21 protein-coding genes are annotated in these 18,434 nt (G+C 73.2%); 10 read left to right on the top strand and 11 right to left on the bottom strand.

All coding sequences use genetic code 11. The annotated features are described in order from the left end of the window. Positions 1 to 22 precede the first annotated feature (22 nt). Positions 23 to 973 carry a DUF4331 family protein gene (locus tag FHR36_RS27805; RefSeq protein WP_253801447.1) on the bottom strand — a complete coding sequence of 317 codons (951 nt, stop codon included), beginning with the start codon at positions 971 to 973 and terminating at the stop codon, positions 23 to 25. 278 nt (positions 974 to 1,251) lie between these two features. Then, on the bottom strand, positions 1,252 to 1,866 hold the full coding sequence (locus tag FHR36_RS27800) for a TetR/AcrR family transcriptional regulator (RefSeq protein ID WP_253801445.1): 615 nt from the start codon (positions 1,864 to 1,866) through the stop codon (positions 1,252 to 1,254). A gap of 121 nt (positions 1,867 to 1,987) precedes the next feature. Between FHR36_RS27800 and FHR36_RS27795 the strand changes: the two genes are divergently transcribed. From FHR36_RS27795 to FHR36_RS27785, 3 genes are read left to right on the top strand one after another with little or no spacing between them, the layout of a single operon-like run. Beyond that, positions 1,988 to 2,743, top strand: coding sequence for an SDR family oxidoreductase (locus FHR36_RS27795; RefSeq protein ID WP_253801443.1), 756 nt, complete (start codon positions 1,988 to 1,990; stop codon positions 2,741 to 2,743). Beyond that, positions 2,740 to 3,525, top strand: a complete 786-nt coding sequence (locus FHR36_RS27790; protein ID WP_253801441.1) for an SDR family oxidoreductase — start codon at positions 2,740 to 2,742, stop codon at positions 3,523 to 3,525. Before FHR36_RS27795 ends, FHR36_RS27790 begins: the two co-directional genes overlap by 4 nt. Next, positions 3,522 to 4,490 carry an NADPH:quinone oxidoreductase family protein gene (locus FHR36_RS27785; protein WP_253801440.1) on the top strand — a complete coding sequence of 323 codons (969 nt, stop codon included), beginning with the start codon at positions 3,522 to 3,524 and terminating at the stop codon, positions 4,488 to 4,490. The genes FHR36_RS27790 and FHR36_RS27785 overlap by 4 nt, the downstream gene beginning before the upstream one ends. A 306-nt stretch (positions 4,491 to 4,796) precedes the next feature. On the opposite strand, the gene FHR36_RS27780 is transcribed toward FHR36_RS27785, so the two are convergent. From FHR36_RS27780 to FHR36_RS27760, 5 genes are all read right to left on the bottom strand, one after another. Continuing rightward, positions 4,797 to 5,906: an acyl-CoA dehydrogenase family protein gene (locus tag FHR36_RS27780; protein WP_253801438.1), complete on the bottom strand. Its 1,110-nt coding sequence runs from the start codon at positions 5,904 to 5,906 to the stop codon at positions 4,797 to 4,799. Beyond that, entirely contained in the window at positions 5,903 to 7,081 is a 1,179-nt protein-coding gene (locus FHR36_RS27775) for an acyl-CoA dehydrogenase family protein (RefSeq protein ID WP_253801436.1), read from the bottom strand. The genes FHR36_RS27780 and FHR36_RS27775 overlap by 4 nt, the downstream gene beginning before the upstream one ends. A gap of 12 nt (positions 7,082 to 7,093) precedes the next feature. Then, a complete protein-coding gene (locus FHR36_RS27770) occupies positions 7,094 to 8,311 on the bottom strand; it encodes an acyl-CoA dehydrogenase family protein (protein WP_253801980.1) in 1,218 nt (405 codons plus the stop codon). Positions 8,312 to 8,313: 2 nt separating this feature from the next. Beyond that, on the bottom strand, positions 8,314 to 9,342 hold the full coding sequence (locus tag FHR36_RS27765; RefSeq protein WP_253801434.1) for a phosphotransferase family protein: 1,029 nt from the start codon (positions 9,340 to 9,342) through the stop codon (positions 8,314 to 8,316). A gap of 84 nt (positions 9,343 to 9,426) precedes the next feature. Next, positions 9,427 to 9,768: a hypothetical protein gene (locus FHR36_RS27760; protein ID WP_301330833.1), complete on the bottom strand. Its 342-nt coding sequence runs from the start codon at positions 9,766 to 9,768 to the stop codon at positions 9,427 to 9,429. A 237-nt stretch (positions 9,769 to 10,005) separates the two neighbouring features. Between FHR36_RS27760 and FHR36_RS27755 the strand changes: the two genes are divergently transcribed. From FHR36_RS27755 to FHR36_RS27740, 4 genes are read left to right on the top strand one after another with little or no spacing between them, the layout of a single operon-like run. Then, positions 10,006 to 10,353: an ArsR/SmtB family transcription factor gene (locus FHR36_RS27755; protein WP_253801430.1), complete on the top strand. Its 348-nt coding sequence runs from the start codon at positions 10,006 to 10,008 to the stop codon at positions 10,351 to 10,353. After that, the gene (locus tag FHR36_RS27750; protein WP_407660864.1) at positions 10,350 to 12,140 is read left to right on the top strand and encodes a SulP family inorganic anion transporter; all 1,791 of its coding nucleotides are present in this window, start codon (positions 10,350 to 10,352) and stop codon (positions 12,138 to 12,140) included. The genes FHR36_RS27755 and FHR36_RS27750 overlap by 4 nt, the downstream gene beginning before the upstream one ends. Continuing rightward, positions 12,137 to 12,268, top strand: coding sequence for a DUF6126 family protein (locus tag FHR36_RS27745; RefSeq protein ID WP_253801428.1), 132 nt, complete (start codon positions 12,137 to 12,139; stop codon positions 12,266 to 12,268). Before FHR36_RS27750 ends, FHR36_RS27745 begins: the two co-directional genes overlap by 4 nt. Positions 12,269 to 12,290: 22 nt before the next feature. After that, positions 12,291 to 12,647, top strand: a complete 357-nt coding sequence (locus FHR36_RS27740) for a zinc ribbon domain-containing protein YjdM (protein ID WP_253801426.1) — start codon at positions 12,291 to 12,293, stop codon at positions 12,645 to 12,647. Positions 12,648 to 12,719: 72 nt separating this feature from the next. Here FHR36_RS27740 and FHR36_RS27735 read toward each other — a convergent pair whose 3' ends face one another. Both FHR36_RS27735 and FHR36_RS40070 read right to left on the bottom strand, forming a co-directional pair. Beyond that, positions 12,720 to 14,369: an APC family permease gene (locus FHR36_RS27735; protein WP_253801425.1), complete on the bottom strand. Its 1,650-nt coding sequence runs from the start codon at positions 14,367 to 14,369 to the stop codon at positions 12,720 to 12,722. 317 nt (positions 14,370 to 14,686) lie between these two features. Next, positions 14,687 to 15,373: a COG4315 family predicted lipoprotein gene (locus FHR36_RS40070; RefSeq protein ID WP_253801423.1), complete on the bottom strand. Its 687-nt coding sequence runs from the start codon at positions 15,371 to 15,373 to the stop codon at positions 14,687 to 14,689. Between the two features lie 186 nt (positions 15,374 to 15,559). Here FHR36_RS40070 and FHR36_RS27725 point away from each other — a divergent pair, with 186 nt between their 5' ends. Beyond that, positions 15,560 to 16,507 (top strand): ABC transporter ATP-binding protein, encoded by a 948-nt coding sequence (locus FHR36_RS27725; RefSeq protein WP_253801421.1) that lies wholly within the window; start codon positions 15,560 to 15,562, stop codon positions 16,505 to 16,507. After that, the gene (locus FHR36_RS27720; RefSeq protein ID WP_253801419.1) at positions 16,504 to 17,337 is read left to right on the top strand and encodes an ABC transporter permease; all 834 of its coding nucleotides are present in this window, start codon (positions 16,504 to 16,506) and stop codon (positions 17,335 to 17,337) included. The genes FHR36_RS27725 and FHR36_RS27720 overlap by 4 nt, the downstream gene beginning before the upstream one ends. 14 nt (positions 17,338 to 17,351) lie before the next feature. On the opposite strand, the gene FHR36_RS27715 is transcribed toward FHR36_RS27720, so the two are convergent. Both FHR36_RS27715 and FHR36_RS27710 read right to left on the bottom strand, forming a co-directional pair. After that, entirely contained in the window at positions 17,352 to 17,699 is a 348-nt protein-coding gene (locus FHR36_RS27715) for a hypothetical protein (protein WP_253801418.1), read from the bottom strand. A 14-nt stretch (positions 17,700 to 17,713) separates the two neighbouring features. After that, entirely contained in the window at positions 17,714 to 18,295 is a 582-nt protein-coding gene (locus FHR36_RS27710; protein WP_253801417.1) for a hypothetical protein, read from the bottom strand. On the opposite strand from FHR36_RS27710, the gene FHR36_RS27705 reads away from it, so the two are divergent. Further along, the gene (locus tag FHR36_RS27705; RefSeq protein ID WP_253801415.1) at positions 18,294 to 18,431 is read left to right on the top strand and encodes a hypothetical protein; all 138 of its coding nucleotides are present in this window, start codon (positions 18,294 to 18,296) and stop codon (positions 18,429 to 18,431) included. The two genes, FHR36_RS27710 and FHR36_RS27705, sit on opposite strands and share 2 nt — an antisense overlap. Positions 18,432 to 18,434: the final 3 nt, after the last annotated feature.

Here is an 18,434-nt window from a genome sequence, read left to right as displayed (position 1 = left end):
GTCGGTGCAGTGGTCCGGGGTGTCAGTGCGGGCGGCCGAGGTACGGGAAGTGCGGCAGCAGATCGGTGTGCGGACCGATGTGGTCGGTCGGCACCGCACCGTTGGTGATCATCGACAGCCGGGTCGAGGTGACGTCGTCGGTCAGCGTGCGGCCGTTCGGGTAGCCGGCCGGGCGGGACCGGTCGTAGTGCAGCACGTCCGGCAGCACGATCCGCAGCTGCGCCTCGGCCGCGTCGCCGGTGTAGCCGCCGAGGTGCTCGAGCGCGGCGATCCACGGCTCCCGGTAGGTCGCCCAGTCGTCGGCCGGCTCGCCCGCGTTGTAGGCGTCCTTGACCTCCTCGGCGTTGAAGTAGGCGGTCAGCGAGGGGTGCGCCCCGCGGTCGACCGACACCAGCCGCCCGCCCTCCCGCAGGCTCACCCGGCCCCACAGGCCGAGCTCCGTCCCCGGGGCGAGTTCCGCGTCCGGGAGTTCCAGCACGATGCCGAGCACGTTCTTGTCCGCCCCCCAGTCCACGCCGGTCCAGGTGAACCCGTTCACGATGCCGTCCAGGTCGGCGAAGAACGGGTCGCTGCGCAGCCCCACCGCGACCCGGTACGGACCGGCCTCGACCGGTTGATCCTCGGCGCCCAGGGTGACCGGCACCCCGGTCGCCAGCACCGTCCCGCCGGCCTCGTGGTCCTGGGCGGCGGCGCCGTCGGCGCGGTGCACGGTCATGGTCTGCGGCCCGGCCGCCGGGTCCGTGAAGGTGAAGCTGAAGGCCACGTCGGCGCGGTGGTCGCCGTCGGTGTCCACGTTGATCCGGTACACCGCGTCCGGGTGGAAGGCGGCGCTGTCGGCGGTCGCCAGGGGGTGGACGTCCAGGATCAGCACGGTCCGGCCGACCGGAGCCGAGAAGGCGTACAGGTCGGTCATGTCCAGGCGGGCGTCCTCGCGCGGGGAGCGCAGGTTCGGCCCGCTCAGGTGGTGCGACATCGCGGTCTCCGGTCCTCGAGTCGTGCGGCCCCGCCCCTCGGGGCATTGCTAGCACGCCCCGGCCGCCCGCGCCGCCGCAGAGGCCTGGCCGGCCGCCCGCGCCGCCGCAGAGGCATGAGGGCCTCTCGTTCGGATCACGCCGGGCGCCCGTCGCCGGAGCACGCACCTCGCCGGCTTGTCGTCGGTCGCCGATGCTCCGCATGGACTCCCTCCTCCGCACCGCCGAGCCACGCACTCCAACGCCGCCCGCTGATCCGACGTGACCCGAACGAGAGGCCCTAGCCGGCCGCCGCGCCGAGCATCCGCAGCACCAGGACGGCGTACCGGCGGCCCAGCTCCTCCGGGGATTCGCTGCTGCGCTCGGTGTACCAGCGCGAGACGTCGATGCCGAGCGAGGTGACCGCCCGGGCCGCGGTCCGCTGGTCGGGCACCTCGAACCGGCCGGCGTCGACGCCCCGGGCGATGATCCGCAGCACCGTCTCCTCGATCCGGATCCGCAGCTCGGCGACGGCCGCGAAGTCCTCCTCGGGCAGCGCGTGCAGCTCGTTGTTGACGATCCGGCCGACCGTGTGACCGTGGGCGTGCCAGCGGGTGAACTCCTCCACCAGCCGTCGCATCTGCTCCACCGGCTCGGTGCTGGACGCCTCGGCCCGCTCGACCAGGTCCAGGGTGGACTGGTGTCCGGTCCGGGAGATCTCGGCGAGCAGCGCCGCCTTGGACGGGTAGTGGATGTACAGCGCCGCCGGGCTCATCCCGGCCGCGGTCGCGATGTCCCGCGTGGTGGTGGCGTGGAAGCCGCGGCGGGCGAAGGACTCGACCGCGGCGAGCAGCAGGCGCCGGGCGGCCTCGGTGCGTTCCCCGGGCCACAGTTCGGCGGTCGCGTGGTCGGTCATGGGCCCAATCCTCGCAGATCGATCAAGGCGCCCGGCTGCCGGGCTGTTGACAGTGTCGCCCGTCGCCCAGATGCTAAGCAAGCGCTTAGTCACAGGTTGCACTCTTTGGAAAGGTACGGCGATGACACTGTCGTTCAAGGGCCAGGTGGCCGTGGTGACCGGAGCCAGCCGGGGCATCGGCCTCGGCATCGCGCGGGAGCTCGTCCAGCGCGGGGCCAAGGTCTGCATCACCGCTCGCACCCCCGAGACGCTGGCCGAGGCCGTACGCGACCTGGGTGGCCCCGACCACGCGATCGGGGTGGCCGGCAAGTCCGACGACGCCGCCCACCAGGAGGAGGCCGTCACCCGCACCCTGGAGTCCTTCGGCCGGCTCGACCTGCTGGTCAACAACACCGGCATCAACCCGATCTACGGGCCCGTCCTGGACACCGACCCGGTCGCCGCCGCCAAGATCCTCGCCGTCAACGTGCTCGCCCCGCTCGCCTGGACCCGCCGCGCCCACGCGGCCTGGATGGGCGAGCACGGGGGCGCCGTGGTCAACGTCGCCTCCATCGCCGGCATCCGCTCCTCCAGCGGCATCGGCATGTACGGCGTCTCCAAGGCCGCGCTGATCCGCCTCACCACCGAGCTGGCCACCGAACTCGGCCCCGACATCCGGGTCAACGCGGTCGCCCCCGCCATCGTCAAGACCAAGTTTGCCGAGGCGCTGTACGAGGGCCGCGAGGACAAGGTCGCCGCCGCCTACCCGCTGCGCCGCCTCGGCCTGCCCGAGGACGTCGCCGGCGCCGTCGCCTTCCTGCTCTCCTCCGACGCCGGCTGGATCACCGGCCAGACCCTCGTCGTCGACGGCGGCGTCACCCTCGGTGGTGGCCTGTGAGCACCTTCGCCGGCACCACCGCCGTGGTCACCGGCGCCGGCCACGGCATCGGCGCCGCCCTCGCCACCGCGCTCGCCGCCGCCGGCGCCCGGGTCGTCGTCAACGACCTCGACGCCGACGCCGCCCACCGCGTCGCCACCGCCGTCGACGGCATCGCCGTCCCCGGCGACGCCGCGAGCGAGGACGGCGTCGCCGCCCTGATCACCGCCGCCCGCACCGCCCTCGGCCGGATCGACCTCTACTGCGCCAACGCCGGCGTCGCCCCGGTCGGTGGCGCCGACGCCGACCCCGACGCCTGGGCGCAGGCCTGGGAGGTCAACGTCCTGGCCCACGTCCGGGCCAGCCGACTGCTGCTCCCCGAGTGGCTGGAACGCGGCGAAGGCCGCTTCCTCGCCACCGTCTCCGCCGCCGGCCTGCTCACCATGCTCGGCTCCGCCCCGTACGCCGTCTCCAAGCACGGCGCCCTCGCCTACGCCGAATGGCTCGCCGCCACCTACCGCCACCGCGGCCTCAAGGTCCACGCGCTCTGCCCCCAGGGCGTCCGCACCCGGATGCTCGACGGCACCGGCGAACACGGCCAGGTCCTGCTCGCCCCCACCGCCATCGAACCCGCCGACGTCGCCGACACCACCCTCGAGGCCATGGCCGAGGACCGCTTCCTGATCCTCCCGCACCCCGAGGTCGCCGACTACTACGCCGCCCGCGCCACCACCCCCGAGCGGTGGCTCGCCGGCATGAACAAGCTCCAGCAGACCGTCGAAGCCCGGGAGGCGACCGCATGAGGGCCTGGCAGACCCCCGAACTCGGCGAGCCCGAGGACGTCCTGCGACTCGTCGACGACGCCCCCGTGCCCGTCCCCGGCCCCGGCCAACTCCTCGTCAAGGTCCGCGCCGCCGCCGTCAACTTCCCCGACGCGCTGATGATCCGCGGCCACTACCAGGTCCGCCCGCCGCTTCCGTTCACCCCCGGCGTCGAACTCTGCGGCGAGATCGCCTCCGGCGACCGCGCCGGGACCCGCGTCCTCGGCACCGCCGTCGTCCCCGCCGGCGCCTTCGCCGAGTACGCCCTGATGGACGCCGCCGGCGCCTTCCCCGCCCCCGACGCCCTCGACGACGCCGAAGCCGCCGCCCTCCACATCGGCTACCAGACCGCCTGGTTCGGCCTCCACCGCCGCGCCGCCCTCCGGCCCGGCGAGACCCTGCTCGTCCACGCCGCCGCCGGTGGCGTCGGCAGCGCCGCCGTCCAACTCGGCAAAGCCGCCGGCGCCACCGTCATCGGCGTCGTCGGCGGCCCCGAAAAGGCCGAAGCCGCAAGGGCGTTGGGCGCCGACCTGGTCATCGACCGGCACGCCGAGGACTTCGTCGCCGCCGTCAAGGCCGCCACCGGCGGCCGCGGCGCCGACGTCGTCTTCGACCCCGTCGGCGGCGACGCCTACACCGGCTCCACCAAGTGCATCGCCTTCGAGGGCCGCATCCTGGTCGTCGGCTTCGCCGGCGGCCAGATCCCCGCCCCCGGCCTCAACCACGCCCTGGTCAAGAACTACGCCATCCTCGGCCTGCACTGGGGCCTCTACAACACCCACGACCCCGACGCCGTCGCCCGCTGCCACCGCGACCTCACCGACATCGCCACCAAGGGCACCGTCAAACCCCTCGTCAGCGAACGCCTCCCCCTCACCGCCGCCCCCGCCGCCATCGCCCGCGTGGCGGCCGGCCGGACCACGGGCCGCGTGGTGATCACTCCTTAGGGGCAACCACCAGGGGCGCGAGGAACTGCGCGACCAGCCATACGCCGAGGTAGAGCGATGGTCGGTCGCGCAGTTCCTCGCGCCCCTACATGTGAACCCCGACCAGTCGGCCGAGCCGCTCCCGGCGTGCCCAGGGCCAACTGGTCGGCTAGGGCAACCACCGGGGCTCGGGGAACTGCGAGGCCGACCACGGGAGCGGCCGGCTTCGCAGTTCTCGCCGACCACGAATTCAGGGGCGCGGGGAACTGCGCGACCAGCCATCGCTCTACCTGAGCATGTGGCCGGTCGCGCAGTTCTTCGCGCCCCCTACATGTGAACCCCGACCAGTCGGCCGAGTTCGGCCCGGTGGTGGCCCGGGGTGCCCAAGGCCAGTTGGTCGGCCTTGGCGCGCTTGAGGTAGAGGTGGGCCGGGTGCTCCCAGGTCATCCCGATGCCGCCGTGGAGCTGGATGCACTCCTCTGCGGCCCGCACCGCGAGCGCCCCGCAGTACGCCTGCGCCACCGCCACGGCGACCTCCGCGTCCGGATCGTCGGCCGCCAGCGTGGCGGCCGCGTACCGCGCCGCCGCCCGCGCGCCGACCACCTCCAGCCACAGGTCCGCCAGCCGGTGCTTCAGCGCCTGGAACGACCCCACCGCCCGGCCGAACTGCCGCCGCTCCCTCACGTACGCGACGGTCGTCGCCAGGCACCACTCCGCGATGCCCAGTTGCTCGGAGGCGAGCATCCCGGCCCCGACCAGCAGCGCCCGCCGTACCGCGGCCTCCGCGAGTTCCCCGGCCGCGACCAACTGCCCGTGCGCGCCGTCCAGCAGCACGTGCGCCACCGGCCGGGTCAGGTCCAGCGACGTCCGCCGGACGATCTCCACGTCGCCCGCCGCCACGGCGTACAGCCCGGCGACCCCGTCCGCGTCCCGGGCCGGAACCAGGAGCACGTCCGCGACGAGGGCATCGGCCACCGACGTCACCCGCCCCCGCAGCACCCCGGCGCCGTCCGCGGCCACCGTCGCCGGGAGGGCGGCGCCCGGACCGCTGGTCAGCGGGACGGCGAGCACCGCCACCCGCCGCCCGCCGGCGACATCGGGCAGCAGTCCGCCGCCACCGGCCGCCAGCAGCGCCGCGGTGCCCAGCACCGCACCGCCGAGGTACGGCACCGGCGCCGCGCTGCGCCCCAACTCCTCCATCACCACGGCGACTTCGCGCCAGCCGGCGCCCGCCCCGCCGTCCGCCTCCGGGACGGCGAGTCCGGCGAGACCGAGGTCCGCGGCGAGGGCCCGCCACAGCGCCGGGTCGTACGGCTCGGCCGACTCGCAGCGGCCGAGCACCGCCTCCGCCGACGCCTTCCGCGCCAGCAGGGCCCGTACGCTCGCCCGCAGCTCCTCCTCGACCTCGGAGTACAGCAGATCCACCTCACCACTCATCGCGGCAGCTCCTTCCACGGCAGGTCCTTGTCGCCGCGCGGCTCGGCCGGCAGCCCGAGCACCCGCTCGGCGATGATGTTGCGCAGGATCTCCGAGGTGCCGCCCTCGATGGAGTTGCCCTTGGCGCGCAGGTAGCGGTAGCCGGCCTCGCGGCCGGTGAAGTCGACGATCTCGGGCCGGCGCATGGACCAGTCGTCGTACTCGAGGCCGTCCTCGCCGAGCAGTTCGACCTCGAGGCCGCTCAGTTCCTGGGCCAGTCGGGCGAAGGAGAGCTTCATCGCGGCGCCCTCCGGTCCCGGTTGGCCGGAGGCGAGTTGCTGGCGCAGCCGTTCGCCGGTGAGCCGGGCGACCTCGGCGTCGACCCAGCTCCCCAGCAGGCGCTGGTGGAGGTCGGGGGTGCGCAGTTCGGGGTGGTCGCGCCAGGTGCGGGCGACCACGCCGATCATGCCGCCCTCGCGGGGCATCGCCTGGCCGCCGATGGCCACCCGCTCGTTGTTGAGGGTGGTCTGGGCGACCCGCCAGCCGTCGCCGACCGGGCCGAGCCGGTGGGTGTCGGGGATCCGTACGTCGGTGAGGAAGACCTCGTTGAACTCGGCCTCGCCGGTGATCTGGCGCAGCGGCCGGACCTCCACGCCCGGGTCGGTCATGTCGCAGACGAAGTAGGTGATACCGGCGTGCTTGGGCACGTCGGGGTCGGTGCGGGCGACCAGGATGGCCCAGCGGGCGGTGTGGGCGCTGGAGGTCCACACCTTCTGGCCGTTGACCACCCACCCGTCGCCGTCGCGGACGGCCCGGGTGGCGAGGGCGGCCAGGTCGGAGCCGGCGCCGGGCTCGCTGAACAGCTGGCACCAGACCTCCTCGCCGGTCCACAGCGGGCGCAGGAAGCGGTGCTGCTGCTCCTCGGTGCCGTAGCGCAGGACGGTCGGGGCGGCCATGCCGAGGCCGATGCCGATCCGGCGGGGGTCGTTGTCGGGCGCGCCGGCGGCGGCCAACTCCTCGTCGACCAGCACCTGGTGGGCGCGCGGTGCGGCGAGTCCGCCGAGGCCGACCGGGAAGTGCACCCAGGCGAGGCCGGCGTCGAAGCGGGCCCGCAGGAAGGCGAGCCGGTCGGTGCGGGCGGGGTCGTGCTCGGCGAGCAGCCGGGCGACCCGTTCCCTCACGTCGGTCTGTTCCATGCTCGGCCTTCCCTACTTCTCCTGGTAGCGGCGCAGTTCGCGCCGGGCGAGGGACCGCCGGTGCACCTCGTCCGGGCCGTCGGCGAGCCGCAGGGTGCGGTTGCCGGCCCAGAGCTGGGCGAGGACGGTGTCCTGGCTGACGCCGGCGGCGCCGTGCGCCTGGACGGCCTTGTCGAGGATCCATTCGACGGCGGACGGTACGGCGATCTTGATGGCCTGGATCTCGGTGTGGGCGCCGCGGTTGCCGACGGTGTCCATCAGCCAGGCGGTCTTGAGCACCAGCAGCCTGGCCTGTTCGATCCGCACCCGGGATTCGGCGATCCACTCCTGGACCACGCCCTGGTCGGCCAGCGGGCGGCCGAAGGCGATCCGTTCGGAGGCCCGGCGGCACATCAGTTCCAGGGCGCGCTCGGCGACGCCGATGGCCCGCATGCAGTGGTGGATCCGGCCAGGGCCGAGGCGGGCCTGGGCAATGGCGAAGCCGGAGCCCTCCTCGCCGATCAGGTTGGCGGCCGGCACCCGGACGTCCTCGAAGCGGATCTCGGCGTGCCCGCCGTGGTCGGAGTCCTCGTAGCCGAAGACGGTCATCCCGCGGACCACGGTGACGCCGGGGCTGTCGCGCGGCACCAGGATCATCGACTGCTGGCGGTGGGCGGGTGCGCCGGGGTCGGTCTTGCCCATCACGATGAGGATCCGGCACTCGGGGTTCATCGCGCCGGTGATGTACCACTTGCGGCCGTTGACCACGTACTCGTCGCCGTCGCGCTCGATCCGGGTGGTGATGTTGGTGGCGTCGGAGGAGGCCACGTCGGGTTCGGTCATCGCGAAGGCGGACCGGATCGAGCCTTCCAGCAGCGGCTGGAGCCACTGCTTCTTCTGCGCCTCGTCGCCGAACTGGGCGAGCACTTCCATGTTCCCGGTGTCGGGGGCGGCGCAGTTGAGGGCGGGCGGGGCGAGCAGCACCGAGCGGCCGGTGATCTCGGCGAGCGGCGCGTACTGGAGGTTGGTCAGGCCCGCGCCCTCCTCGCCGGGGAGGAAGAGGTTCCACAGGCCGCGCTCCTTGGCGGCGGCCTTCAGCTCGCCGACCACGGGCGGGATGGTCCACGGGACCCGGTCGGGGTCGGCGAGCTGGGCGGCGAGCACCGGCTCGGCGGGGTGCACGAACTCGTCCATGAAGTCGAGCAGCCGGGAGCGCAGCTCCTCGGTGCGGGCGTCGAAGGCGAAGTCCACGGTCACTGCTCCTTGATCGCGTCGAGGCCGAACTGCACGAAGGCGGGCACCAGTTCGCCGATCCGGTCGAAGCCGGGGCCGACCGTGCGGCCCTGGCTGTGCCGCAGGTGGATGCCCTCCAGCACCACGGCGAGCTTGAACGAGGCGAAGCCGACGTACCAGCCGAGCCCGGAGACGTCCCGCCCGGAGCCCTTGGTGTAGCGGGCGACCAGTTCGGCGGTGGTGGGGAAGCCGGGGGCGAGGGCGGCGCCCGGCAGGATGCCGTCGAAGCGGCGGGCCAGTTCGGTGTACATCACCAGCAGGCCGAGGTCGGTGAGCGGGTCGCCGACGGTGGACATCTCCCAGTCCAGCACCGCGCGGATCCGGTCGTCCTCGCCGACCAGGACGTTGTCCAGCCGGTAGTCGCCGTGCACCAGGGCGGGCGCGGGGGAGGCGGGGAGGGACTTGGCGAGCCGCTCGTGCAGCTCGTCGATGCCGGCCACCTCGCGGCTGCGGGAGGCGTCCAGCTGCTTGCCCCAGCGGCGCAGCTGGCGCTCCAGGAAGCCTTCGGGGCGGCCGAATCCGGCCAGTCCGACCGCGTCGGGGTCCACGCCGTGCAGCTCGATCAGGGTGTCGACCAGGTGGATGCCGAGGGCGTGGACGCGCTGCTCGCCGAGCGCGGCCAGCGCGGCGGCCTCGCGGTGCGCGGTGCCCGGCACGTACTCCATCAGGTAGAACGGCGCGCCGAGCACCGTGTCGTCCTCGACCAGGAGCAGCGGTTCGGGCACCGGCACCCGGGTGGGGTGCAGGGCGCCGAGCACCCGGTACTCGCGGGCCATGTCGTGGGCGGTGGCCAGGACGTGGCCGAGGGGTGGCCGGCGGAGCACCCAGGCGTGCTGTCCGTCCTCGACCAGATAGGTCAGATTGGACCTGCCGCCCTGGAACAGCCGGGCGCGCAGCGGGCCGGCCACCAGGCCGGGCCGTACGGCGTCCAGGTGCTCGCGCAGGCGGACGGGGTCGAGGCCGGGCGGCGCCTCGGGGGTGTCGGTCATGGGTTCCTCGCAGGGTCGACCGGTGGTGACTAAGCGCTTGCTTAGCATAGGTCGACGGCGCCCGGCAGGAAAGGGGCGCGGGGTCTACACGTCGAGCCCCGCCTCGATCCGGCGCAGGTGGTGGTGGGCCATCGCGATGTTGGCGCGGTTGCGGTCGAGGACGAGGGAGAGGAAGAGTCGGCTCCCCCTGGTCCGGGCGAGCGGGCGGACCAGGTGGTACTGGGTGGTGAGGCTGGTCAGGATGGATTCGATCACCTCGGTGCCGAGGTCGGTGGCGTCGAGGGTGCGATGGGTGACCCGGACGATGTCGGCGTGGCTCGCGGCGGCGAGCGCCAGGTCCAGGCCGGGGACGGCGCTGCGGGTGCCCAGGGCCATCCCGCTCTCGAGGTCCACGAGGGCTGCGCCGAGCGCACCCTCGATGGCCATCGCGTCCTTGAGTGCCCGGTCGACTGCGTTCACGGTGCTGCTCCCTTGCACGGCGGTGTCGGCGTGTTGTGTCCGGGAGGCTATGGAACGGGTCGCGGTGGCGTGCGGGAGTGACCGCAAGTGATCGCGGTCGACCCGCTGCGCGTCGACCGCGACTTGCTTTGATTGCAAGTTGAAGAATTCTTCACATTCATAGATGCTGGATCTGTGAAGCGCGACATACGGGAAGGCTGAGCGATGGCGGTCCCGCTGTACCAGGCCAAGGCGGAGTTCTTCCGCACTCTCGGCCACCCGGTCAGGATCCGGGTCCTGGAGCTGCTCCAGGACGGGCCGCGCCCGGTGCGCGAGCTGCTGGCCGCCATCGAGGTCGAGCCCTCGAACCTCTCCCAGCAGCTCGCGGTGCTGCGCCGCACCCAGCTGGTGACGGCGACCCGCGAGGGCAACACCGTGGTGTACGCGCTGAGCACGCCGGACGTGGCCGAGCTGCTGCGCGCCGCCCGGCGGATCCTCACCGAGATGATCAGCGACCAGGAGTCGCTGCTCGCCGAGCTGCGCGAGCCGGACCGGCAGGCGCACCGGGCATGAGCGGGACTTCCACCGACTTCTCCGCCCCGTCCGCACTCCCGGCGTTCGCCCGCCTGGCGGGAGCCAGGCTGCGCGCGGTGCTGCCGGACCGAGCGGTCCTGGCCACCATGGGCCGCTCGCCGCGCAAGGATCTCCTGGCGGGTCTGACGGTGGCGATCGTCGCGCTGCCACTGGCACTCGGCTTCGGTGTGGCCTCCGGCGCGGGGGCCGAAGCGGGCCTGGCGACCGCGGTGGTGGCCGGTGCGCTGGCCGCGTTCTTCGGCGGGTCCGACCTGCAGGTGAGCGGGCCGACGGGGGCGATGACGGTGGTCCTGGTCCCGATCGTCCACCGGTACGGCACCGCCGGGGTGCTGACGGTGGGCTTGATGTCGGGTGTCCTGCTGATCGCCACCGCGCTCGCCGGCGGCGGACGGTTCATGGCGTACGTGCCGGCCCCGGTGGTGGAGGGTTTCACCCTGGGTATCGCCGGGGTGATCGGTCTGCAGCAGGTACCGGCCGCGCTCGGAGCGAAGGCGCCGGGCGCGGAGAACGTCGCGGTCACCGCGTGGGACGCGGTGACCGATTTCGTGCAGCACCCGCACCCGGCCCAGCTCGCCCTGGCCGCCGGGGTCGCCGCGGCGATGCTGATCGGCGCCCGGCTGCGCCCGGGCGTGCCGTTCTCCCTGCTCGCGGTCGTCGCCGCGACCGCGGTCACGGGCCTGGCGGGCCTGGACGTGGCCACGATCGGGCACCTGCCCGCCGGGCTGCCCGCACCCTCGCTCGGATTCCTCCGCCTCGCCGACGTACCTCAACTGGCGACCGCTGCGCTCGCGGTGGCCGCCCTGGCGGCCCTCGAGTCGCTGATGTCGGCCACCGCGGCCGATGCGATGAGCGTCTCGGAACGGCACGACAGCGACCGCGAACTGTTCGGCCAGGGACTGGCGAACCTCGTCGCCCCGCTGTTCGGCGGCGTCGCCGCGACCGGCGCGATCGCCCGCACCGCCGTCAACGTCCGCTCAGGTGCCGCCTCCCGGCTCGCCGCGCTGGTCCACGCCGCTGTGCTCGCGGTGGTGGTGTTCGCCGCCGCACCGTTGGTCGCGGGCATTCCACTGGCCGCCCTCGCCGGCGTCCTGATCGCCACTGCCGTGCGCATGGTCGAGGTCGCCTCGCTGCGGGCGCTGGCCCGCAGCGGCCGCGGCGAGGCCGCGATCCTGGTCCTGACCGCCGGCGCGACGGTGGTCTTCGACCTGGTCACCGCCGTCGTCGTCGGCCTGCTGGTGGCCGGCGCGCTGGCCCTGCGACAGGTCGCGCGATCCGCCGCGCTGACCCGGGTGCCGCTGCACGAGGGGCTGCCCCCGGCCGACCACCACGCCGAGGAACAGGCGCTGCTCGCCGAGCACATCGTCGCCTACCGCATCGACGGGCCGGTCTTCTTCGCCGGCGCCCACCGCTTCCTGCTCGAGCTCGCGGAGACCGCCGAGGTGAAGGCGGTCATCCTGCGCCTGTCCCGGGTCAGCACCGTCGACGCCACCGGGGCCCTCGTCCTCGGTGACGCGATCGCCAAGCTGGAGCGACGCGGCATCCTCGTGCTGGTCTCCGGCGCACGGGAGGACCACCTGAGGACGCTGGACGCCCTCGGCGTCCTCGATGCCCTGCGCGCCGACCACCGCGTCTTCGCCGGTACCCCCGAGGCCATCGAGTACGCCCGGCGCCGGCTCAAGGAATCGCTCCCCGCCGTGACCGCGAAGGACAACCGACCCGCGGCTCCCCGCCCCTGCACCACCACGACGACGAAGGAGACCCGATGAGCGACGCCGGCGACGACGAGAAGGACAGGCGCCGGGCGATGTTCATCCGGGCCTCGGTCTACATCGCCGGAACCCATCTGTTCGCCGGCTTCGTGATCCTCCTGTTCGCCCTCGGCAACCGCCACTGACCTGCTTGGAGAAGCTGATTTCATGAGCAACGACCTGCCCGCATGCCCGAAGTGCCGCGGCGAGTACACCTACGAGATGGACGCGCTGCTGGTCTGCCCCGAGTGCGGCCATGAATGGGTGCCCGCCGAGGACGTCGCCGACGCCGCTGCCTCCGGTGAGCGGGTGATCCGGGACGCGGTCGGCAACGTGCTCAGCGACGGCGACACCGTGACCGTCGTCAAGGCGCTCAAGGTCAAGGGCAGTGCCTCGGGCATCAAGGCCGGCACCAAGGTCCGCAACATCCGCCTGGTCGACGGTGTCGACGGCCACGACATCGACTGCCGGATCGAGGGCTTCGGGCCCATGCAGCTCAAGTCGAGCGTGGTCAAGAAGGCCTGACCCGCAGCGACCGGAGACGCCGAAGCCCGGCCGGTGGGTACCGGCCGGGCTTCGCGGGTGGAGCGAGTGGGGTCAGTGACCGCCCGCGTCGACCACCTCGACACCTTCGATGTTGCGCTCGATCACCTCGGCGGGCAGCGCCACGCGGATCGCCCAGGCGTAGATCGCCAGGGAGAAGACCGCGACGAGCGCGATGTCCGCACCCATCGGGATGTTGCCCGTGCCGCCGAAGGTGCTCTGCCAGGAGATCAGGCCGATGCCGAGCAGGTAGACCGGCAGCCACTGCGCGGGCTTCCAGTTCAGCTTCGGCGCGTTCGGCAGGCCCTTCTTGGCCGCGTAGAGCGCGTAGCCACCCAGCAGCAGGTAGCCGAGCAGGATCGCGTAGCCCAGGTACGTCAGGGTCTCCCAGCCGGACCAGAAGATGATCAGGCTGGCGACCACGAAGGACAGCGGAGCGACGATGCCGCCGAGCGGCAGCCGGTACGGGCGCTCGCGGCCCGGCAGGCGGCGGCGCAGCGCACCGAGGGCGAGCGGGGCACCCGCGTACATCAGCACACTGGCCGAGGTGATGAAGCCGACCAGCTTCTGCCAGCTCGGGAACGGCAGGAAGCAGAGGATGCCGAAGGCGAAGGAGAGGAGCAGGCCGACCCACGGCACGCCGCGCTTGTCGAGCTTCTCGAACGCCTGCGGGGCGTAGCCGTTGCGGCTCAGGCCGTAGGAGATGCGCGCGGTCGCGGTGGTGTAGATCAGGCCGGTGCCGCCGGGGGAGATGATGGCGTCGGTCAGGAGGAAGAGGACCAGCCAGCCGACGCCCGCCACCATGGCCAGACCGGCGAACGGCCGACCGATGCCGTCGAAGTCCAGGCCGCCCCAGCCGTTGGCGAAGGAGCTGCTCGGCAGCGCGGCGATGAAGACCACCTGCAGCAGCACGTAGACCAGGGTGCCGATGGCGACCGAGCCGAGCACCGCGCGGGGGATGTCCCGCTTGGGGTTCTTGCTCTCACCCGCGAGCTGGATGGCCTGCTCGAAGCCGAGCAGCGAGAAGATGATGCCGCTGGAGCTGATCGCGGTGAGGATGCCCTTGGTGCCGAACGGCGCGAAGCCGTGCGAGGTGAAGTTGCTGCCGTGGAAGCTGAAGACGGCCAGCACGAAGATCGTGGCGAGCGGAATGAAGATCTTCCACCAGGTGGCGGCGCTGTTCGCGAGGGAGAGGGCGCGGACACCGAAGAAGTTCACGCCGACGAAGACGGCCATCATGATCACCGCGACGATCAGGCCGCTGGTGGTGAGCATGCCGTCGGCGTTCTGCCAGCCCTTGGCCCAGTTCCAGTAACCGGCGTAGCCGATCACTGCCTCGACCTCGATCGGCGCGACTGCGGCCGCCTGGAGCCAGGAGAACCAGCCGAACGACATGCCGGCCAGGCCGCCGAAGGCGTAGTGCGGGTAGCGGGCGGTGCCGCCGCTGACCGGGAACATGCCGCCGAGCTCGGCGTGCACGAGGGCCAGCAGCACGATCGCGACCGCGCCGATGCCCCAGGAGATCATCGCGGCCGGGCCGGCCGTCATGACGGCGTTCTTCGCGCCGAAGAGCCAACCGGATCCGATGATCGATCCGACGGATGCCCAGAGGAGGCCGATCAGCCCGACCTCCCGGCGCAAGGAGCGCCCGGACTTACCGGTCGGTGGGGAGACTGATGAGGCCAGCTGGTCAACAGATGCCATGGGGGAGGGAGCCTCTCGATGAATGGCAGGGGTGCTGAGAGTTGCCCAAGGCTAGGCAGGCGGGAAGCCTGTGCAACAGCCCTCGAATCCGAATAGTTATATTCGGGCACACCCTTCGCGCATTGCTGGCGATCTTCGCATCGCTGCAGGTCGTGCACGGTTTCACGAGAATTTGAGCATCTCTTGAGGCTTGCTCGGTGATTGCATCTATTCACTCAGCCATGCATAGGAATGAGTGCAATCGGGCGGTCTTCGGTTGGTTACTCGCCGGGACTATGTCTCACGATCCGGACATCGCCATCCCAGGAGTCGGTCGGCTAGCCGCCCTGCACCGCGTCCCCGAGGGCGTTGACGGTGTACCAGGTGCCCGCGAAGTCCTCGGTCTCCTGCCCGCTGGTGTCGCCCGACACCTGGTCGGTGGAGCAGCGGTAGAGCGGGTGGCCCTTGTAGAGCACCTGGAACAGCCCGTTGCCGAGCGGGGCCGCGCCGAGCAGCCCGTCGTCCACACCCTGGCCGGCGACCGGCTGGCCGGTGGTGGTGACCGGCGGCCAGTAGTCCGCGCACTCGCCGGTGCAGGTGGTGCGCACCGAGGTGTCCGCGCCGTAGAGGTACAGCGTGCGGCCCTGGGCGTCCACCAGGATCGGACCGAGGCGGCCGACGCTGGCCAGCGACACCGCCGTGCCCGGACCGCTCGGCACCGCCGAGGCGGCCGGCGAGGCCGACGCACCGGGGGAGGCCGAGGCGGCGGGCGCACCCGACGCACCCGGGGAGGCGGCGGCGCCCGGTGACGCGGCGGACGCCGGAGCGCTCGGCGAGGCCGGGGCGGCGACCTGCGCCGGGGCGGCGCCGTCCGGCGCGGTGCTCCCGGTGGAGCTCGGGGCGGCGTTCGCCGGCAGCTCCGGCAGCGGGGTCGGCGTCGGGGCGGCCGCACAGCCGCCGACGGCTACGGCGAACAGGACGGCGGCGGCCACCGAGACGGCGGCGGACGGACGGAGCGGGCTCACGGGGCTCTCCTCGCGGGGGGACAGGGCTGGTTCCTGCCTCCACTACCGCCTGCCGCGCGCCACCCGGCCACTCCAGCGGCCGCCGGGTCGGCGGTCGGGGTGACCAGGTTGCCCTGGATGGTCGACCCCGGGCCGCCCGGCGACACTGGTGAGCGGGGACATGCCCGACAAGAGCTGGGGGTGCCGATGACCCCGCCCGCCATCCGGGTCGCCGGACTGACCCGCCGCTTCGGATCGGTCACCGCCCTGGACCGGGTCGACTTCGAGGTGGAGCCCGGCACCGTGTTCGGCCTGCTGGGCCCGAACGGCGCCGGCAAGACCACCGCGATCCGGATCCTCACCACCATCCTGCGACCCACCGAGGGCCGCGCCGAGGTGCTCGGCCGCGACGTGGTCGCCCACCCCGCCGCGGTCCGCCGGCTGATCGGCCTGGCCGGCCAGTACGCCGCCGTCGACCCCAACCTCACCGGCCGGGAGAACCTCCGGCTGATCGGCCGGCTCACCCAGCAGCCCACCGGCCGGCTCGCCCCGCGCGCCGCCGAACTGCTCGACGCCTTCGACCTGACCGGCGCCGCCGACCGCCCGGTCCGCACCTACTCCGGCGGCATGCGCCGCCGCCTGGACATCGCCGCCGCCCTCGTCCCCGAACCGCCGGTGCTCTTCCTGGACGAGCCCACCACCGGCCTCGACCCGCAGAGCCGCACCGCCCTGTGGCAGCTGATCCGCGAGCTGGTCGCCGACGGCACCACCGTGCTGCTCACCACCCAGTACCTGGAGGAGGCGGACCGGCTGGCCCACCGGGTGGCCGTCCTCGCCGAGGGCCGGGTGGTCGCCGACGACGCCCCCGGCGTACTCAAGGACCGGCTCGGCACCACCGTGATCGAACTCGGCATGGGCGAGGAACCCCGGGCCCACCGGGCCGCCGCGGTGATCACCACCCGCCTCGACCGCACCGCCGAACGCGAGGGCTCCCTGCTGCGACTGGCCACCCCCGACGGCTCACTGCTGCTGATGGACGTCCTGCACGCCCTGGAGGACGAGAACCTCACCCCGCACACCATCGCCGTCCGCGAGGCCAGCCTGGACGACGTCTACCTGGCCCTCACCGGCCACCGCACCGGAGACACGCCATGACCGCCTCCGCCTCCTCGGCCTCCGCCGCCGTCGCCGCGGTCGACGCCGAACCGCTCGGCCGCCGGCTGCTCGCTCCGATCCGCGACGGCCTCGCGGTGGCCGGTCGCAACCTGATCGGGCTGCGCCGGGTGCCCCGGCTGCTGATCTTCTCCACGGTGCAGCCGATCGTCTTCGTGCTGATGTTCCGCTACGTCTTCGGCGGCGTGGTCGGAGCGGCCCTGCACGGGGTCAGCTACGTCGACTACCTGATGCCCGGCGTCTTCGTGCAGGTGGCCACCTTCGGCGCGGTGAACACCGCGATCGGCCTGGCCACCGACCTGCAGACCGGGCTGATGGAGCGCTTCCGCTCACTGCCGATGGCCCGCTCCGCGGTGCTCTCCGGGCGGACCGCCGCCGACCTGGTCCGCAATGTGTTCGTGGTGGCGCTGATCACGGGCGTCGGCTACCTGGTCGGCTTCCGGGTGCACAGCAGCCTCTGGGGCTACCTGGCGGGAGCGCTGCTGGTGCTCGCCTTCGGCTTCGCGATGTGCTGGGTGTTCGCCGTGGTCGGCCTGGCGGTGGGCGACCCGGAGACGGCGCTCGCCGCCTCCTTCCCGGTGCTGGCGCCGCTGGTCTTCGCCTCCTCGGCGTTCGTCCCGGTGCGGACCATGCCCGGCTGGCTGCAGGCCTTCGCCGAGCACCAGCCGGTCACCGTCACCGCCGACGCCGTCCGGGCGCTGATGCTGGGCACACCGGTCGGCTCGCAGGTCTGGTCCGCGCTGGCCTGGGATGTCGGGATCCTCGCGGTCTTCGCGCCGCTCGGCGTGTGGCTCTACCGGCGGGTGGTCTGAGCGGCCGGGCCTGCTCAGTCGGCCTCGGCGCGGGCGGCGTCCTGGTCGCTGTCGCCCGCGGGACGGTCGCCGTCCGCCGCCGGACGGTCGCCGTCCTCGTCGGGGTGGTGGTCGCCGGCCGTCCAGACCGTCCGGTCGCCGCCGCGCCAGCCGACCAGGTCGGGATCGTCCAGGTCCGGTTCGGGCACCCCGGCGTGGTGCAGGAACTCCACCACGTCGTCGGGACCGTACGCCTTGCCGACCGTCCGGCCGTAGATCTCCACCCGGCGGTACGGACGAGCCCCCCTCGTGGGCGGGCGCACCACCACCGGCGGGGAGAAGATGTCCCCGCCGCGGGTGCTGCCGCCGTGCGAGCCGCTCATGCCACCAGTGTCCCTCAGAACCGCCGCTCACCCCGGATCGGCGCCGGCTCGGTCGGATCGGCGACCGCCGTCAGCAGCCGGGCCCGGTGCAGCGGCGGCGGCTCGCCGGGCAGGTGGGCCAGGTGCCAGTACACCCGCAGCACCACCCGCAGGATCTGCCGCACCCGCAGGAGCAGCAGCGCCGCGAGCGGCAGCTCCACCAGCAGCGCGGTGGCCAGCGCCGCGGTGAAGTCGTCCGTCCCCCAGGAGAGCGTCACGTCGAACCAGGCGTCGCAGAGCAGCAGCGCCGCCGCCGTGATCGCGAACGGGATCATCAGCTGCCGGCGCCGCCAGCCGTACCAGGCCGTCGCCGCCAGGGTGAGCAGCAGCGCCACGTCGAAGCCCACCCAGGCGGCCCGCCACTGCTTCGACTCGTAGTGCGCCGGCAGGCTGACCGCCAGGTAGCCGATCCACGGCAGCAGCGCCGCGCAGCACGCCACCAGCACCGCCAGGCCCCGCTGGCGCCGTCGGGCGGCCCGCTGCTGGAAGTCCTCGCCGAAGAGGTCGGTGAGGTCGACGTGGCCGCAGCGCGGGCAAGGAGCCGGTCCCTCGGCCATGGTGTCCTCCGTGGGTGGGCGGCCGTGCGTGCGCGACCGCTCCGTGTACGGCCTGCGCAAGCCCACCGTACGCCGCCGCGACCGGACGGCTCGCGGCGCGGTGCGTCGCACCGGTCCGCGGTGGGTGGTGGCGTAGATT

It is taken from the genome of Kitasatospora cinereorecta (assembly GCF_024172095.1).
Classification (GTDB): domain Bacteria; phylum Actinomycetota; class Actinomycetes; order Streptomycetales; family Streptomycetaceae; genus Kitasatospora; species Kitasatospora cinereorecta.
Note: the sequence above shows the minus strand (reverse complement) of the source record. Positions and strands in the feature narration are given on the sequence as shown.

What these genes read in the sequence shown, in the direction of transcription:
- FHR36_RS27805 (WP_253801447.1), bottom strand. Translation starts at nt 973, where the DNA reads ATGTCGCACCACCTGAGCGGGCCGAACCTGCGCTCCCCGCGCGAGGAC.
- FHR36_RS27800 (WP_253801445.1), bottom strand. Translation starts at nt 1,866, where the DNA reads ATGACCGACCACGCGACCGCCGAACTGTGGCCCGGGGAACGCACCGAG.
- FHR36_RS27795 (WP_253801443.1), top strand. Translation starts at nt 1,988, where the DNA reads ATGACACTGTCGTTCAAGGGCCAGGTGGCCGTGGTGACCGGAGCCAGC.
- FHR36_RS27785 (WP_253801440.1), top strand. Translation starts at nt 3,522, where the DNA reads ATGAGGGCCTGGCAGACCCCCGAACTCGGCGAGCCCGAGGACGTCCTG.
- FHR36_RS27780 (WP_253801438.1), bottom strand. Translation starts at nt 5,906, where the DNA reads ATGAGTGGTGAGGTGGATCTGCTGTACTCCGAGGTCGAGGAGGAGCTG.
- FHR36_RS27775 (WP_253801436.1), bottom strand. Translation starts at nt 7,081, where the DNA reads ATGGAACAGACCGACGTGAGGGAACGGGTCGCCCGGCTGCTCGCCGAG.
- FHR36_RS27765 (WP_253801434.1), bottom strand. Translation starts at nt 9,342, where the DNA reads ATGACCGACACCCCCGAGGCGCCGCCCGGCCTCGACCCCGTCCGCCTG.
- FHR36_RS27760 (WP_301330833.1), bottom strand. Translation starts at nt 9,768, where the DNA reads ATGGCCATCGAGGGTGCGCTCGGCGCAGCCCTCGTGGACCTCGAGAGC.
- FHR36_RS27755 (WP_253801430.1), top strand. Translation starts at nt 10,006, where the DNA reads ATGGCGGTCCCGCTGTACCAGGCCAAGGCGGAGTTCTTCCGCACTCTC.
- FHR36_RS27750 (WP_407660864.1), top strand. Translation starts at nt 10,350, where the DNA reads ATGAGCGGGACTTCCACCGACTTCTCCGCCCCGTCCGCACTCCCGGCG.
- FHR36_RS27745 (WP_253801428.1), top strand. Translation starts at nt 12,137, where the DNA reads ATGAGCGACGCCGGCGACGACGAGAAGGACAGGCGCCGGGCGATGTTC.
- FHR36_RS27740 (WP_253801426.1), top strand. Translation starts at nt 12,291, where the DNA reads ATGAGCAACGACCTGCCCGCATGCCCGAAGTGCCGCGGCGAGTACACC.
- FHR36_RS27735 (WP_253801425.1), bottom strand. Translation starts at nt 14,369, where the DNA reads ATGGCATCTGTTGACCAGCTGGCCTCATCAGTCTCCCCACCGACCGGT.
- FHR36_RS27725 (WP_253801421.1), top strand. Translation starts at nt 15,560, where the DNA reads ATGACCCCGCCCGCCATCCGGGTCGCCGGACTGACCCGCCGCTTCGGA.
- FHR36_RS27720 (WP_253801419.1), top strand. Translation starts at nt 16,504, where the DNA reads ATGACCGCCTCCGCCTCCTCGGCCTCCGCCGCCGTCGCCGCGGTCGAC.
- FHR36_RS27715 (WP_253801418.1), bottom strand. Translation starts at nt 17,699, where the DNA reads ATGAGCGGCTCGCACGGCGGCAGCACCCGCGGCGGGGACATCTTCTCC.
- FHR36_RS27705 (WP_253801415.1), top strand. Translation starts at nt 18,294, where the DNA reads ATGGTGTCCTCCGTGGGTGGGCGGCCGTGCGTGCGCGACCGCTCCGTG.
- FHR36_RS27710 (WP_253801417.1), bottom strand. Translation starts at nt 18,295, where the DNA reads ATGGCCGAGGGACCGGCTCCTTGCCCGCGCTGCGGCCACGTCGACCTC.